The 14,269-nt window shown below is 63.0% G+C and carries 12 protein-coding genes; 9 read left to right on the forward strand and 3 right to left on the reverse strand.

Annotated elements, in window-relative coordinates:
• From ftsH to PSUB009319_RS14315, 3 genes are all read right to left on the reverse strand, one after another.
• Positions 1-1,938 carry an ATP-dependent zinc metalloprotease FtsH gene (ftsH, locus tag PSUB009319_RS14305; RefSeq protein ID WP_124382891.1) on the reverse strand — a complete coding sequence of 646 codons (1,938 nt, stop codon included), beginning with the start codon at positions 1,936-1,938 and terminating at the stop codon, positions 1-3.
• Between the two features lie 155 nt (positions 1,939-2,093).
• Positions 2,094-2,348: a hypothetical protein gene (locus tag PSUB009319_RS14310; RefSeq protein WP_124382892.1), complete on the reverse strand. Its 255-nt coding sequence runs from the start codon at positions 2,346-2,348 to the stop codon at positions 2,094-2,096.
• 14 nt (positions 2,349-2,362) lie between these two features.
• Positions 2,363-2,863 carry a lecithin retinol acyltransferase family protein gene (locus tag PSUB009319_RS14315; RefSeq protein WP_124382893.1) on the reverse strand — a complete coding sequence of 167 codons (501 nt, stop codon included), beginning with the start codon at positions 2,861-2,863 and terminating at the stop codon, positions 2,363-2,365.
• Positions 2,864-3,203: 340 nt separating this feature from the next.
• On the opposite strand from PSUB009319_RS14315, the gene PSUB009319_RS14320 reads away from it, so the two are divergent.
• From PSUB009319_RS14320 to PSUB009319_RS14360, 9 genes are all read left to right on the forward strand, one after another.
• Entirely contained in the window at positions 3,204-3,626 is a 423-nt protein-coding gene (locus PSUB009319_RS14320) for an Hsp20/alpha crystallin family protein (RefSeq protein ID WP_124382894.1), read from the forward strand.
• 17 nt (positions 3,627-3,643) lie between these two features.
• A complete protein-coding gene (locus tag PSUB009319_RS14325; RefSeq protein WP_124382895.1) occupies positions 3,644-5,008 on the forward strand; it encodes an MBL fold metallo-hydrolase RNA specificity domain-containing protein in 1,365 nt (454 codons plus the stop codon).
• Positions 5,005-5,949, forward strand: coding sequence for a ribose-phosphate pyrophosphokinase (locus PSUB009319_RS14330; RefSeq protein WP_124382896.1), 945 nt, complete (start codon positions 5,005-5,007; stop codon positions 5,947-5,949). The genes PSUB009319_RS14325 and PSUB009319_RS14330 overlap by 4 nt, the downstream gene beginning before the upstream one ends.
• 26 nt (positions 5,950-5,975) lie before the next feature.
• Positions 5,976-6,254 carry a DUF1488 domain-containing protein gene (locus PSUB009319_RS14335; RefSeq protein WP_124382897.1) on the forward strand — a complete coding sequence of 93 codons (279 nt, stop codon included), beginning with the start codon at positions 5,976-5,978 and terminating at the stop codon, positions 6,252-6,254.
• Between the two features lie 19 nt (positions 6,255-6,273).
• Positions 6,274-7,821: a thymidine phosphorylase family protein gene (locus tag PSUB009319_RS14340; protein ID WP_124382986.1), complete on the forward strand. Its 1,548-nt coding sequence runs from the start codon at positions 6,274-6,276 to the stop codon at positions 7,819-7,821.
• Between the two features lie 15 nt (positions 7,822-7,836).
• Positions 7,837-8,481, forward strand: a complete 645-nt coding sequence (locus PSUB009319_RS14345) for a hypothetical protein (protein WP_260392988.1) — start codon at positions 7,837-7,839, stop codon at positions 8,479-8,481.
• A gap of 300 nt (positions 8,482-8,781) precedes the next feature.
• Positions 8,782-9,867, forward strand: a complete 1,086-nt coding sequence (locus PSUB009319_RS14350) for an efflux RND transporter periplasmic adaptor subunit (protein WP_124382898.1) — start codon at positions 8,782-8,784, stop codon at positions 9,865-9,867.
• Entirely contained in the window at positions 9,867-12,980 is a 3,114-nt protein-coding gene (locus tag PSUB009319_RS14355) for an efflux RND transporter permease subunit (protein WP_124382899.1), read from the forward strand. The genes PSUB009319_RS14350 and PSUB009319_RS14355 overlap by 1 nt, the downstream gene beginning before the upstream one ends.
• Positions 12,977-14,233, forward strand: coding sequence for a TolC family protein (locus tag PSUB009319_RS14360; protein WP_124382900.1), 1,257 nt, complete (start codon positions 12,977-12,979; stop codon positions 14,231-14,233). The genes PSUB009319_RS14355 and PSUB009319_RS14360 overlap by 4 nt, the downstream gene beginning before the upstream one ends.
• The last annotated feature ends 36 nt before the right edge of the window (positions 14,234-14,269 follow it).

Genomic DNA, 14,269 nt, shown 5'->3' on the forward strand with positions numbered 1-14,269 from the left:
TTACTGCGGCTGTTGCGCGGGCAACGGCGCGTGAGCGCTGGCGGGGGCGCCCGCTTCTGACTTCGGAGTCGGCATTGGGGTCACGTTGCCAGCCAGAATCATGTCCAGGTCGTGGCGGTCAGCCACCTCTTTGTCCAGCAGCATGCGTGACAGCGCTTCCAGTTTGGGGCGCTGGCCTTCGAGCGTGGCCCTCACGCGGGCACTGGCATCGGACAACACCTTGCGGACTTCCGCATCGATCAACTGCGCTGTGTCTTCGCTATATTCCTTGCGCTCGCGCTGCATCAAGCCTGCCCCGGCGAGCAGCGGGTTCGGTGTCTGCTCATAAGTGGCCAGACCAAGCTGTTCGCTCATGCCGAACTGGGTGATCATCTGGCGGGCCATGTCAGTTGCGCGTTGCAAGTCATTTTGCGCACCGGTCGATACGTCGTGGTACACGATCTGCTCGGCAATGTAACCGCCCAGCAGCACGTCGAGCCGGTCCAGCAATTCACTGTGCTTGAGCAGGTAGCGGTCCTCCGCCGGGGTCTGTTGCGTGTAGCCCAGGGCGGCGATACCTCTTGGAATGATGGAAACCTTCGAAACGCGATCGGCCAGGGGCCTGTGCTCGGCCACGATGGCATGGCCTGCTTCGTGGTAGGCGATGGTCTCCTTTTCCTTGGCGTTCATCACGCGGTTCTTCTTCTCCAGGCCGCCCACGATGCGGTCAAGCGCCTCGTCAAAGTCGGCGGTCTGCACGGCGGGTTTACCGTCGCGCGCGGCAAGAAGTGCCGCTTCATTGACCAGGTTGGCCAGGTCGGCACCAGCAAAGCCCGGCGTTCGAGCGGCGATCTTGCTCAGGTCGACATCGGCCCCCAGCGTGACGTTTCTGGCGTGGACCTTGAGAATCTGCTCTCGCCCTTTGAGGTCTGGACGGTCAAGGGCGACATGGCGGTCAAACCGGCCGGGACGAAGCAGGGCAGGGTCGAGTATTTCGGGCCGGTTCGTTGCGGCCATGATGATGACGCCCTTGTCGCTGTCAAAGCCGTCCATCTCGACCAGAAGCTGGTTCAGCGTCTGTTCGCGCTCTTCATTGCCGCCAACCAGGTTGAACGCACGCGTCTTGCCCAAGGCATCGAGTTCATCGATGAAGATGATGCACGGCGCCATGGCTTCAGCCTGACTGAACAAATCCCGCACGCGCGCCGCACCTACGCCAACGAACATCTCAACAAACTCCGACCCGCTCATGCTGAAAAATGGCACGGCTGCCTCACCAGCAACTGCCTTGGCAAGCAGCGTCTTGCCCGTTCCGGGCGCACCCACAAGCAACACACCCTTGGGAATCCTGCCGCCCAAGAGCTGATACCGCAGGGGCTCTTTCAGAAAACTGACGATTTCCGACAGCTCTTCCTTGGCTTCGTCAATGCCGGCAACGTCGGCGAAAGTCACGCCGGTTTCCTTTTGCATGTAGATCTTTGCCTTGCTCTTGCCGATTTCCATCAGCCCGCCGGCGGCTGCCCCGCCCATGCGCCGGATCAGAAAGCTCCAAACAGCGAAAAACAGGAGCGCAGGCACAACCCACGACAGGAGCGTGCTCAACCATTTGTTGTCTGGCCGGCCGACAAACCGCACCTTGGCCGCCTCCAGTTCCTGAACAAGGGCCGGGTCATTCACGCGAAGGGTCTGGAAAGGATGGTCGCCCTTGCCCGTACGCCGGATGACATCGATCTGCTGCTGCGTCAGCAACGCCTCGACGCCTTCCGTCGAGAAGGTGCCGGTGATGTCCTGGTCACCAATGGCAACGTCCTTGATCTTGCCCGCATGCAAGAGGAGCTTGAAGTCGCTGTAGGGAAGGGTGTTGACCTGCTCGGACATGAACAGCGTTTGGAACGCCAGCATGCTCAACGCGACGATGACGGCGTACCAGAGCGAAAACCTTTGTTGCTGCGGCTTCATACTCTCTTTCACTTTCTCACCTTCGCATGGTCTCGTCCGCCAGCCGATATCCCGGTCGAACCTTGATGTTCGTGCTTGGGCCGGAAAGTCGGTTGATGCGGATCAATCAGGCCCCAAGTCGGTGTTGCCTTCCCGAAGGAAGACTTGCTTTGCCGCTATTGGTGGCGGACGTGTGGCGGACGTGCGGCGGACGTGCGGCGGACGTGCGGCGGCGGAAACAGCCTCCAGCAGCCCGCCTGATGACGGAAGAAGATGATGACAAACGGGCGGGCGGATGTCGTCAGCTCCACCCGCACGCAGCCGCAATCAACGCCAGGGCAATGCAGGCGCGTGATTTGCAGATGCGGTGTGTCGCTCAGGCCAAACCACTTGGCAATCAGCTCGCGCAACGAGGTGTCGTATTGGGGCATGGTGCTTGCCGGTGTCATGCGGCCTGAGCCTGTGGCTGCGCAGTCCGCCAATCGGAGGGCAGTGTCAGCAGCATCAGCTTGAATAGCGTGCGCGCAGCCCGCAGGGGGCTTTTCAGGCACGCCTCCACCTGTGCGCTGCGGCATTCTCCAAACAGGCACCACGAACAGAAGTGCTCGCAGTTGTTGGTCAGCAGCCGATAATCGCTTTCGCCCAGGCGCGAACCGGCACGGCGGGCGACTTCGTCGCCGTTGTAGCAGGGGCTGGCGTCGCGCTGGATGCTCACTGCAAAACCGCATGCAAAGCTGCCAATGGAGATACGCTCCACCGGCCCCCGGCGCTGACGGCGAGAAAAGCCGGCGTAGTGAATCACCTGCCCGTTGCCGACATAGATGCCATGGTGTTCGTATCCATCGCGTTCTGCCACAAGGTGTGCGCCAACGGGAAGCACTGTGTCAAAAGCGGCAAGGTCGTGCGAGTCGTTCCACTGGACGATGCATTCAATGTTCTGGCTCATGGCGCGCTCCGTTGTGCTGGCTGGGCGGTGTCGGGCACCGGGGGGCGATTCGACAAGGCGCTGCGTTGCTTGTTGGCCTGCCACCAGTATTGGCGGCACGCTCGCCAGCGTCATGCAGGCTGTGCTGAGAATGCTGTCGGAACTGCGGGTTCTCATGTCAGGAAAGCCTGACAAGGTGGCCGGCACCTCAGAAGCGATGTGCTCGATACGAGCCCCAAGACACCCACGCGACGGCCACCGTGCGCCGCCGTTGATCTGCCGCAAGGCGCTCCGGCACCACCGTGCCACGATGAATCTGCTGGTCCCAAGATCCCCAAGGGCCGTTCATCAGGAGGCAGTCATGAGTCAACTCAAGCGTTATGACCCGTTCGCCATTGAACCGGTTGGCGACATTTTCCAAGGGCTTCTGCGCTCGTTCCGCGGCGGCATGGATGGCGCGCTGCCGTTCAAGGTGGATGTGACAGAGTCTGAGAAGGCGTACAGCGTGGTTGCGGAAATCCCGGGCGCGAAGAAAGAAGATATCGACGTGACGGTCGATCGCGGGACGGTCATGATCTCGGCCAAGGTGGAGCGCCAGTCCGAGCAGAAAGAAGGCGAACGCGTGATCCGCAGCGAACGCTATAGCGGCTCGATGCAGCGCATGTTCACGCTGGATGCGGCAGTCGATGAAAACAAGGTTGACGCCACGTACGAGAATGGGTTGCTGCGTGTGACGCTGCCCAAGAAGGAAGCGTCACCACAGCAGCGCGTCACGATTCGCTGAGCGCCAGGGGGTGCGGCATGCGGCTGCAATTTCTTGGCGCGACCGACACGGTGACCGGCTCGAAATATGTGCTCGAGACCGGCGAGCACCGTGTCATGGTCGACTGCGGGCTGTTTCAGGGCTACAAGTCTCTGCGCTTGCGCAACTGGGACAAGCTTGCCGTCAACCCGCACCACATCAATGCGGTTGTGCTAACGCATGCCCATATCGACCACAGCGGCTACTTGCCGCTGCTGGTCCGTAACGGGTTCCACGGCCCGGTCTATTGCACGAAAGGTACGGCAGAGCTGTGCAACATCCTCTTGCCTGATAGCGCTCGGCTTGCGCAGGAGGATGCAGAGTACGCAAATGCCCACGGGTTCTCGCGCCATCATCCCGCCTTGCCGCTCTATGACGAGAAAGACGCTGCCAAGGCATTACGCCGCTTGCATCCTGTTAGCTATGGCGAGCGCTTTCCCGTTGTCGACGGCGTGGAAGCCGAGTTCCACCGTGCAGGGCACATCATCGGGGCGGCCACGGCGACATTGTTGGCCGAAGGCCGTCGCATCGTCTTTTCTGGCGATCTGGGGCGGCAGGTCGATCCGGTCATGCGGCCACCGGAGCTGATAGCGCAGGCCGATACCCTGCTGGTCGAATCGACGTATGGCGATCGCGTGCATCCAGAAGGTGACCCGCTCGATGCGCTCCAGCAGATTGTGCAGCGGACAATCGGGCAGGGCGGCACGCTGCTGATTCCTGCTTTTGCCGTGGGCCGTACGCAAGAACTGTTGTATTGCCTCTATACGCTGATCCGCGAGCACCGGATTGCGCATGTGCCGATCTACCTCGACAGCCCGATGGCCGAACTGGCGACCGAGGTGTTTGCGCGTCACGTTGACGATCTGCATATTGGGGCTGCCGACTGCCAGGCTGCTTGTGCGTTGGCCATCCCGGTGCAGAGCCCGGAGCAGTCGATGCATCTGGGGAACGATCGCGCGCCCAAGATCATTCTTGCGGCCAGCGGCATGGCAACGGGTGGCCGCGTGCTGCATCACCTCAAGAGCGTGGGTGGCGGCAAGCGCAACGCCATCCTGATGTCAGGCTTCCAGGCGGCCGGCACCCGGGGCGCCGCTTTGCTGGCGGGCCAGCGGGCGTTGCGCGTGCATGGCCGTGAGGTGGCTATTCGTGCTTCAGTCGAGCAGATCCAGAATCTTTCCGCCCATGCGGATGCCAATGAACTGATGACCTGGTTGCGCGGTTTCACGCAGCCGCCACGGCAGACCTTTATCGTGCATGGCGAGCCGGCCGCCAGCGACGCCTTGCGCCAGCGCATCGAGCATGAACTGCAGTGGCCCGTCTGCATGCCGGAGTATCGCCAGTCTTACGATCTGGAGGGCGCATGACCGCCCCGGCCGTGGGTTTGGACCCGCAGCGTGTGCTGATTGCCATGCCGGGCTGTGAAGCCGCCACCAAGCGACTTGCCATCCCGCTGCGTGCGGAGTTGGGGCATGCCGCAGTCAGCCACTTTCCGGATGGCGAATCCTACGTGCGGCTCTACACGCCGGTGCGTGGCGTGGAAGTCGCCATTGTCTGCACCCTCGATCATCCGGACGAGAAACTGTTGCCGCTGCTTTGGCTGGCGATTGCCGCCCGCGAGAGCGGCGCGCTGCGCGTTGGACTGATTGCGCCGTACCTGCCGTATATGCGACAGGACGTCATCTTCAATGTGGGCGAGATTCGCGCTGCAGAACACTTTGCTGGCTTGCTGAATCCCGTATTCGACTGGCTTGTCACGGTGGATCCGCACTTGCATCGCATTTCGCATTTGTCGAATGTCTATCGGATGCCGACGGTCGCTGTGGAGGCTGCGCCTGCCATTGCCGCATGGATACAGTCCCATGTACAGGCGCCGTTCCTGATCGGGCCCGACGACGAAAGCAGGCAGTGGGTCGAGCATGTGGCCGGCATTTGCCAGGCGCCATGGGCAGCATTGGCCAAGACGCGGCACAGCGCGTGGCGGGTGGAAATTGCGGCGTTGCCACACATTCCGCCAGGGTGCGTGCCCGTGCTTGTGGACGACATCATCTCGACCGGGCGCACGATGCTTGCCGCAGCGGATTTGCTGCGGCAAGCCGCCCAACCGCAGCCCGTTTGCATTGGGGTGCACGCCGTGTTCGCCGCCGACGCGTACAGCCAACTGTGTGCTGCCAGCGCGGATGTCGTCACGTGCGACACCGTCCAGCATCCCTCGAACCGGATTGCGTTGACGGGGCCGCTGGCCGACGCCATTTCACGCATGTTTGATTACCCGCTGCCTTCGAGCAAGCAGGTGCTTGTCCGATAAGCGCGCTTTCGCATCTGGAGGTCATCATGAAACAGATCCGCTTCCTGCCTGACGACCCGACATATTGCGCAGCAGGGCCACGTCTGCAATGCGGCGCGTCGGTCGACGGCAGCTTCGCAAGCTACGCAATCACGGCGGAGGCTCTGGAGGACCACTTTGGCGCGCGCTCCTGTCAGTCGGACGACCTGCTCAGCGCGTTCCGGGTGCACCGCGGTGATATCGAAAACGTCGCACGTGCATTGTTCGAGCAGACAGGTTCCAAGGAGATCACGCTGCACAGCGGGCATTTTCGCTTTGCCGGCTGACGCGCGTGCCATGAGTGCCATGCGTGCTGCCACGCTGCCCTCGGTTGATGCGCCGACGACGCCATGTGAGCACCTCACGTTCAAGGCGCTTGGGGTCGACACATGGCAAGAACATGTCATCTACATGCACCCCGACAGCGCGATCTGTCGATCAGAGGGTTTTGCCGCGCAGGCGCGTGTGGAAGTCCGCATTGGGCAACGATCGCTGATCGCTACGCTGAACCTGGTGGGGTCGGGGCTGCTGGAGAAGCATGAGGTCAGTCTGTCAGCCAGCGCGGTGGATTCGTTGATGGCGCGCCCCGGGGACGAAGTGGGCGTCACGCATGCGCCGTCGCTTGAGTCTCTGCGGGCCCTGCGTGCCAAGATCTATGGCGCGCATCTGGACGCAAGGCAATTGCAGGAGATCATCGCTGACATCTCGCACGAGCGCTATGCCGATGTGCATATCGCAGCATTCCTGAGTGCTTGCGCGGCTGGCCGCATGACAGTCAGAGAGACCATCGACCTGACACAAGCAATGGTCGATTCTGGCGAGCGCTTGCAGTGGGATCGCGCGGTCGTGGCGGACAAGCACTGCGTGGGCGGTCTGCCCGGCAATCGCACCAGTCCCATCGTTGTTGCCGTCTGCGCGGCGGCAGGGCTGTTGTTGCCCAAGACCTCGTCACGCGCCATCACCTCGCCAGCGGGCACCGCTGACATGATGGAAACACTCACCCGCGTCAACTTGAGCGCCGCGGAGCTGCGCGCTGTTGTGGGGCAGGTTGGCGCGTCGCTCGCGTGGGGCGGGGCGTTGAGCCTCAGCCCGGCAGACGATGTATTGATTCGCGTGGAAAGGGCGCTGGATGTCGACAGCGATGCACAGCTCGTGGCGTCTATTCTCTCGAAGAAGATTGCAGCGGGATCGACCCATGTGCTGATCGATGTGCCTGTGGGTCCCACGGCCAAAGTCCGCAGTGTTGAAGACCTTGAGCGCCTTGAAATGCTGCTCAAACGTGTGGCCCAAGCGTTTGGCGTTCAGGTGCTGATGCTGCGTACGGAGGGCACGCAGCCGATTGGTCGGGGGATTGGCCCCGCGCTGGAAGCGAAAGACGTTTTGGCTGTGCTCCAGAGGTCTCCAACGGCGCCATTCGACTTGCGGGAGCGATCTCTATTACTGGCTGGCGCATTACTTGAGTTTTGCGGGACAGCCGCCGCCGGAACCGGCCTCGACATGGCAACCGGCTTGCTGGATAGCGGTAATGCATGGCGAAAGTTCGAGGCGATCTGCGAAGCGCAGGGTGGCTTGCGCATCCCCGGAGAGGCCGTCTTCCGCCGCGACGTCGTTGCCGAGCAAGATGGCATCGTCACCAACATCGATAATCGCCACCTTGCGCGCATCGCAAAACTTGCGGGCGCGCCGATGCGCCAAGTCGCGGGTGTGCAGATGCATGTGCGACTGCGCGATCAGGTGAGTGTGGGGCAACCGATGTTCACCATCCACGCACAAGCCTCGGGCGAGCTGGAGTATTCCTCGGCATATGCGTTGACGCATTCTGTGGTGGGTCTGTCCCCAATGGGAATCGTCTGACCTCAAGCTGTCTTGATGCATGCCCATGAAGCCCGGGGCAGCGTATCGATTGAAGACGTGCTTGCCGCATCGTTGGCTGCAGCTCCTGAACACGTAACGATACGCATGCGAGTTGCATGCCAGCCGCCGCCGGGTGAGCCGGTTGCCCGGCGCCGCCATACCCATGGCACATTGCGTTACAATTCAAAAATGCCACGTGCGACCGCAAGCATCTCGCTTCGGGCCATGCTGTTGTTGACCATCGTGTTGATGCAGCTGCTAAGCCCGCTTCTGCACGGCCATCTCGGAACTCCGAAACAATCTGGCCTGCACGTGCACGCCGCACTTCCTGCCGCGGTTGATTCTCATTTCCAATTCACGTCGTTTGCCCACCGTTCCCCCTCTGATGAATCGGTCTGGACCGGTCTTCATGACTGGGCGTTGACGAGCCATGAACCCTTCGAGGTGGATGTCGAGCCTGCCATTGGTCCGGCGAAGCTAGCCGCATTTCTGTGGGCAGCGTCGGCCGCCGGGGTATCCGCTTTAACGTTCCTGCTGCTTGCGGCGCTTGCTGGCGCCGCTGTCTTACGTCCCGCCTATCGGCCAACGCCAGTTCGAGCGCGCTCGCGCGACCGCGTCAATCGGCCCCCTCCAGCCCAAGCGCCCCCGCTGCAGTCCTGATCCGTATCCGGTTGACGGCCGGCGGGGCGTGTTGCACCGCAACTTGTTGACTTGCAACAAGCTCCTCGTGTTTGCATTGGCGATGATGAATGTGTCAGAAGCGCTGCCTTCTGGTGCGTTGGGCTCGTCCAACGCTGCACGGCGGTAGTGACTCCGCTTTCCACTGGCCATCCACCCGAAAAAGTTGGTCGTTCGCATCGCATGGAGCTGTTGAACGACGGTTGGTCTTCAGGTCGCTCGCGTATGCGCGGCAATCAGAGGTGGCGTCCATAGCGTTGCCTCCGAGGATTGGAGTCAGGCATGTATTTCAAACGAATCGTCGCGGCCAGTGCGTGTATTGCCCTGACTGCGTTTCCTCTTGAGCAAGCCGCTGCCCAAGCAGTTGCTCAGACGCTGCCACTGTCGGCTGAACAGGCGCGCGCGCTCGGTGTGCGCTTGAGCCCGGTCGCCGCTTCTTCGGGGTTGGAGGTCGGCACGCACGCGCGCGTTGTCTTCAAGCCGGATGCGCAGTATGTGGTGGCGGCCCCATACGCGGGCATGGTGCCCCGGGTGTTGGTGTCGGTGGGGCAAACCGTTCGCGCGGGCCAGCCGCTGGCAGGCTTTCTGAGCCCGCAGCTCTTCGAGACCAGCCGCGCACTGACGGAGGCCAATTCGCAGGCGCGGCTCGCACAGCAATCGCTCGCCCGCGACAAGGCGCTGTACGACGACGGCATCATCGCTGCAAGCCGCTGGCAGGCAACGCAGGCGAGGGCCGGCGAAGCCAATGCCATGGTCAAGGCGCGCCGGGCAGAGCTGGCCTCCGCGGGCATCGCATTCAGTGGCGCGGGTGGCGAAGCGCAATTGGTCGCGAGCCGTGGCGGCGTGGTGGCCGAAGTCAATGCTGTTCCGGGCACGCGAGTAGAAGCGGCGGCACCGCTTTTCAGGATCGTTGATCCGACCGCGCTGGAACTGGACATGCTTGTCGGCCGCGATATACCGGTGCCCCCTACAGGTGACCGCGTGGAGGTCGCGCAACGCGGCGCGGCCGGTGTCGTCATTGGCGTTTCGCCCTCCGGTGATGGCACAGCAGGTGTGCGTGTGCGCGCATCGCTGGAGCGACGTGGGGACTTGCGCGCAGGAGAGAGCGTCAACGTCACGCTCAAGCTGCGCGGTCCGGCCAATGCAAGCGGCTCGGGACTGTTGCGGGTTCCTGTGGCTGCGTTGGCCTACGTGCGAGGCGTGCCGGGCGTATTCGTCGCGACCGACAAGGGCGTCCGCTTCCAGGATGTCGCAGTTGCCAGTACAGACGAGGCTGTCGCCGTCATTCGTGCCAACCTGCCAGCGGGTACACGCGTAGTGGTGACAGGTGTTGGGGCGCTTAAGGGCTTGCTGGCAGGAGAACAGTGATGTTGCCCCGCCTGATTGAGTTCTCTTTGCGCCAACGCGTGCTGGTGCTGATCGCGGCCGGTGTGCTTGCTGCGGCCGGCGTCTGGGCGTATCTGAACCTGCCGATCGACGCGTTTCCCGATATCTCGCCGACACAGGTCAAGGTTGTGCTCAAAGTGCCGGGCATGACCCCGGAGGAGGTTGAGCAGCGGGTCTCGACGCCAATTGAGCAGGAGTTGCTCGGCCTGCCGCACAAGACGATCGTGCGCTCGGTGTCCAAATACGGCATCAGCGACGTCACCGTCGATTTTGAAGAGGGGCAGGACGTCTATTGGGCGCGCCAGCAAGTATCGGAGCGTCTGGCCGGCTTGGCGCGCGATCTGCCGTCGACCGCTGTGGGCGGGCTGGCGCCCATCACCACGCCGCTGGGCGAGATGTTCATGTTCACGGTGGAGGGCGATGGCTACTCATTGGCCGAGCGGCGCCGCGTGCTGGACTGGGTGATTCGGCCGGCGCTGCGCACCGTGGCAGGCGTGGCCGACGTCAACGCCCTCGGCGGCGAAGTGCGCAGCTATGAGGTGACACCGGACCCGGCCCGGTTACGCGCCCGCTCCATCACCCTCGAGCAATTGCGTCAGGCGCTGGACGCCAACAATCGTAACGACGGGGCAGGACGGCTGGATCGCGGGGACGAGCATTGGGTCGTGCGCGTAGAAGGTGGCGTACGCGGGCTGGATGATTTGCGTGCGATTGTCGTGGTGCCGGCACAGAGCCAGTCTTTCGCCCCTGCTGTCACGGTTGGCGATGTGGCGACCGTGCGGCTGGGCGAGGCCACGCGCAACGGCGCTGTCAGCAAAGACGGCAACGGCGAAGCGGTTGAAGGATTGGTGCTGGGCCTGCGTGGCACCGATGCCCGCAAGCTGGTTGAGGCAGTGCAGGAGCGGCTGGATGCGCTCGGCCCACAGTTGCCAAAGGGCATGTCGACCCACGTTTTTTACAACCGCGGCGAGCTGGTGACGCGCGCGGCCAATACCGTGGTTCGCGCCTTGATTGAAGCCAGCGTGCTGGTCGTCATCACGTTGTACCTGTTCCTGGGCGGCGTGCGGGCGGCGCTGGTAGTGGCAGCCACACTACCGCTGTCGATGCTGGCGACCTTCCTCCTGATGCGCTATGTGGGCTTGACGGCCAACCTGATGAGTCTTGGTGGGCTCGCCATTGCACTGGGCATGCTCGTAGACGCAGCCGTGGTGGTGGTCGAGAACATCGAAACGGCCATGGCGCGCGCGCAAGACCACAAGACAGATCCTGCGCTACGCGGAGCGGTCATCCGCCATGCAGTGGCAACGGTAGCGGCACCCATGCTGTCCGGTGTTTCGGTGATTGCCATCGTGTTTCTGCCGCTGCTGTCATTGCAAGGTCTGGAGGGCAAGCTCTTCGGGCCGGTGGCGCTCACCATCGTGCTGGCGCTGGCCTCGTCCGTGGTGATTGCCTTTACGGTGGTTCCGGCGCTCGCGTCTTTGCTTTTGCTTGCGCATGCAGATGAGCCGCCTTGGTTGATGCGTAAGGTCGCGAGCGGTTTTGCGCGAATCCAGGCATGGACAACAACGCATCGCCGCATTGTATTCAGTCTGGCAGCGGCGGCGTTGGCGCTGGCCGTGGTGTTGTACATGTCGGTCGGCAAAACGTTCATGCCGACGATGGATGAGGGCGATCTGATTGTGCAACTGCAGAAAGCGCCATCCGTTTCGCTAGCGGCATCGCTGGACATCGACCAACGCGTGCAGCAGGCGCTGCTCAAGGCGGTGCCGGAAATACGCTCGATCGTCGCACGCTCGGGTTCGGATGATCTTGGCCTGGACCCGATGGGCCTGAACGAAACCGATACGTTCCTCGTGCTCAAGCCCAAGGATCAGTGGCGCGGCAGCAAGGAAGACATTGCGATTGCGATCCGGCGCGTGATGGAGCGCTTCCCCGGCGTGATCTACGGGTTCACACAGCCCATTGAGATGCGCGTCTCGGAGATGCTGACCGGCACGCGCGGTGACGTTGCCATCAAGCTTTTTGGCAGCGATCTTGCCGCTATCGATGCGGCGGCGCAGGCCATTGCTACCAAGGTCCGCACCATCCCGGGTGCGGCTGAGGTGATCGCGCCCAGCAACAGCGGCGTGCAATACCTGAAGGTGTCGCTGGACCGGGCTGCGGTCGGCCAGGCGGGCTTTTCCGGCGATGCGCTGCAGGCGCAACTGCGCGCGCTGATCGAGGGCGACCGGATTGGCGTGGTGCCCGAGGGCATCGTCCGCACGCCGTTGATCTTGCGTGGCGGCGCAGGCTTGCGGCAGGCACCAGAAAACCTGACCAACCTCCTGGTAACGGCACCAGATGGCAAAGCATGGCCGCTCACCTCTCTGGCGCGTATCGAACGCGTGGATGGACCTGTGCGCATCAACCATGAAGACGGTGCCCGCTTTGCCGTCATCCAGGTCAATGTGGATGGCCGAGACCTGGCAGGTTTCGTGCAGGAAGCCCAGGCAGCAGTTGCTGGCATTGGCACGTTGCCAAAGGGGTTGCGGGTAGTGTGGGGCGGCCAGTTCGAGAACCAGCAACGCGCCGCAGCGCGCCTTGCCTTGGTTGTCCCGTTGGCCCTGGGCGCCATCTTTCTTTTGCTGATGTTGACGTTCCGCTCTGTGCGGCAGGCGGTGCTCGTGGTCGCCAACATTCCGTTCGCGCTAGTGGGGGGCATTGCAGCGTTGCGGATGTCGGGCGAGTACATGTCAGTGCCAGCCTCCGTAGGTTTCATCGCGTTGCTCGGGATCGCGGTGCTTAACGGTGTGGTGCTGGTTTCGCACTTCAACACGCTGCTGGAGTCTGGCCTGAGCATGGCAGAAACCGTACGCGCGGGCGTGCGAGACCGTCTGCGGCCCGTCCTGATGACGGCCTGCATTACCGCACTGGGGATGATTCCGCTACTGCTGGCCAGCGGGCCAGGGTCAGAAATTCAGCGGCCGCTGGCGATCGTTGTATCGGGCGGACTGATCTCTTCGACCGCGCTGACGCTGCTGGTTCTGCCCCTGCTGTTTGAACGCTTTGGGTTGCCACGGCTGCGTGCGGCCGCCGGGCAGGGAGATTCGCAATGAGGTTGGATCTGTTTCGCATCGCATTGGCTGGAGCGAGCACGACGCTGCTTTGGAGTGCCATAGCGCAAGCGCAGGTTTCGCCAGGCTATCTCCCCCCGGAGAGCGCGGTGCGCGAGGCCGTCGCGCAGTCGCCAGACGTGCTGGCGGCAGAGGCCCGCCGTGATGCCGTACTGGCCCGGGCTGAAGGCATTCGCGCCGGCACGGCGGAAACTGTTGTGCGCGCAATCGGCCAAGGGCGCCGGGTGCGCGACCCTTCCGAGCGCCATGCCGAAGGGCAGATCACTGTGGAGCGGCCATTGCGGCTGTGGGGCAAAGCACAAGCCGATGGGCAGCTTGCCGATGCGGCTGCCGAGACCGGTCAGCTTGCCGTGAAGGATGCGCGCCATGAGGCATCGCGTCAGATTCTGGCCCTCTGGTTTGGTGCCGTGCGCGCAGGGCAGGCACGCCAGACCGCACAGGAGAATGCCAAAGCGGCCGCCGATTTGGCGGCGCTGACGGCCCGAAGGGTTCAACTTGGCGATGCCTCACGCCTGGATGCCGAACTGGCCGCAGCCGACCGCGCGCGCATGCAAGCCGCGCTGGCGACAGCCGCCGCAGCGGAACAGACAGCGCAGGCGGAGTTGCAAGCCCGGTTTCCGGGGCTGAGCCATCCCGCGTTTGGCGCCGATACCGCGCTGCCCCCATTGCCGCAGGAGCCACCAGATCGATTACGTACCGAGTACATTCAAGATAGCCACGAATACCGGCTTGCCATGGCAGAAGAGGCTCAGGCACAGCAACAGGCAAAGCGCGCAGATCTGGAGCGTCGGCCTGACCCGACTGTCGGCATGTTCGTTACGGTGGAGCGCGGCGGTGCGGAACGCATCATGGGCGTGAGCGTTGCCATGCCGATCGGGTCGGCGCATCGGCGCTCAGCGGCTGAGGCGGCCGCTGCTGACGCAGAAACGGCTGCACAGCGCAGGCTGGGTGCTGCGCGTCGGCTGGGCGCCGAATTCGATGTGCTTTACGGCAACTTGCAAGGCAAACGGACGAGCACGCAAGCGCAGATGGAAGCGGCTACGCTGCAGAGAAGCGCATCCGACAGGGCAACGCGCGCATATCGTGCAGGTGAGTCGGGCTTGCCTGAACTGCTGGCGGCACGCCGTAGTCTGGCCGAGGCCCTGCTGGCCGAACGGCTCGCCCGCATCGACCTGCTTGAGGCAGACAGCCGCCTCAAGCTTGATCTGCATCAGATGTGGGACTTTGATGATTGATCTGCAACAGCCTGGCCCCTCCCTCAACGCATCCTG

The organism is Ralstonia sp. SET104, from assembly GCF_003851545.1.
In the GTDB taxonomy this organism is placed as follows: Bacteria; Pseudomonadota; Gammaproteobacteria; order Burkholderiales; family Burkholderiaceae; genus Ralstonia.

Coding starts and splice junctions, on each gene's coding strand:
- PSUB009319_RS14320 (WP_124382894.1), top strand. CDS start 3,204: ATGAGTCAACTCAAGCGTTATGACCCGTTCGCCATTGAACCGGTTGGC.
- PSUB009319_RS14360 (WP_124382900.1), top strand. CDS start 12,977: ATGAGGTTGGATCTGTTTCGCATCGCATTGGCTGGAGCGAGCACGACG.
- PSUB009319_RS14315 (WP_124382893.1), bottom strand. CDS start 2,863: ATGAGCCAGAACATTGAATGCATCGTCCAGTGGAACGACTCGCACGAC.
- PSUB009319_RS14350 (WP_124382898.1), top strand. CDS start 8,782: ATGTATTTCAAACGAATCGTCGCGGCCAGTGCGTGTATTGCCCTGACT.
- PSUB009319_RS14330 (WP_124382896.1), top strand. CDS start 5,005: ATGACCGCCCCGGCCGTGGGTTTGGACCCGCAGCGTGTGCTGATTGCC.
- PSUB009319_RS14310 (WP_124382892.1), bottom strand. CDS start 2,348: ATGCCCCAATACGACACCTCGTTGCGCGAGCTGATTGCCAAGTGGTTT.
- PSUB009319_RS14340 (WP_124382986.1), top strand. CDS start 6,274: ATGCGTGCTGCCACGCTGCCCTCGGTTGATGCGCCGACGACGCCATGT.
- PSUB009319_RS14325 (WP_124382895.1), top strand. CDS start 3,644: ATGCGGCTGCAATTTCTTGGCGCGACCGACACGGTGACCGGCTCGAAA.
- PSUB009319_RS14355 (WP_124382899.1), top strand. CDS start 9,867: ATGTTGCCCCGCCTGATTGAGTTCTCTTTGCGCCAACGCGTGCTGGTG.
- ftsH (WP_124382891.1), bottom strand. CDS start 1,938: ATGAAGCCGCAGCAACAAAGGTTTTCGCTCTGGTACGCCGTCATCGTC.
- PSUB009319_RS14335 (WP_124382897.1), top strand. CDS start 5,976: ATGAAACAGATCCGCTTCCTGCCTGACGACCCGACATATTGCGCAGCA.
- PSUB009319_RS14345 (WP_260392988.1), top strand. CDS start 7,837: ATGCATGCCCATGAAGCCCGGGGCAGCGTATCGATTGAAGACGTGCTT.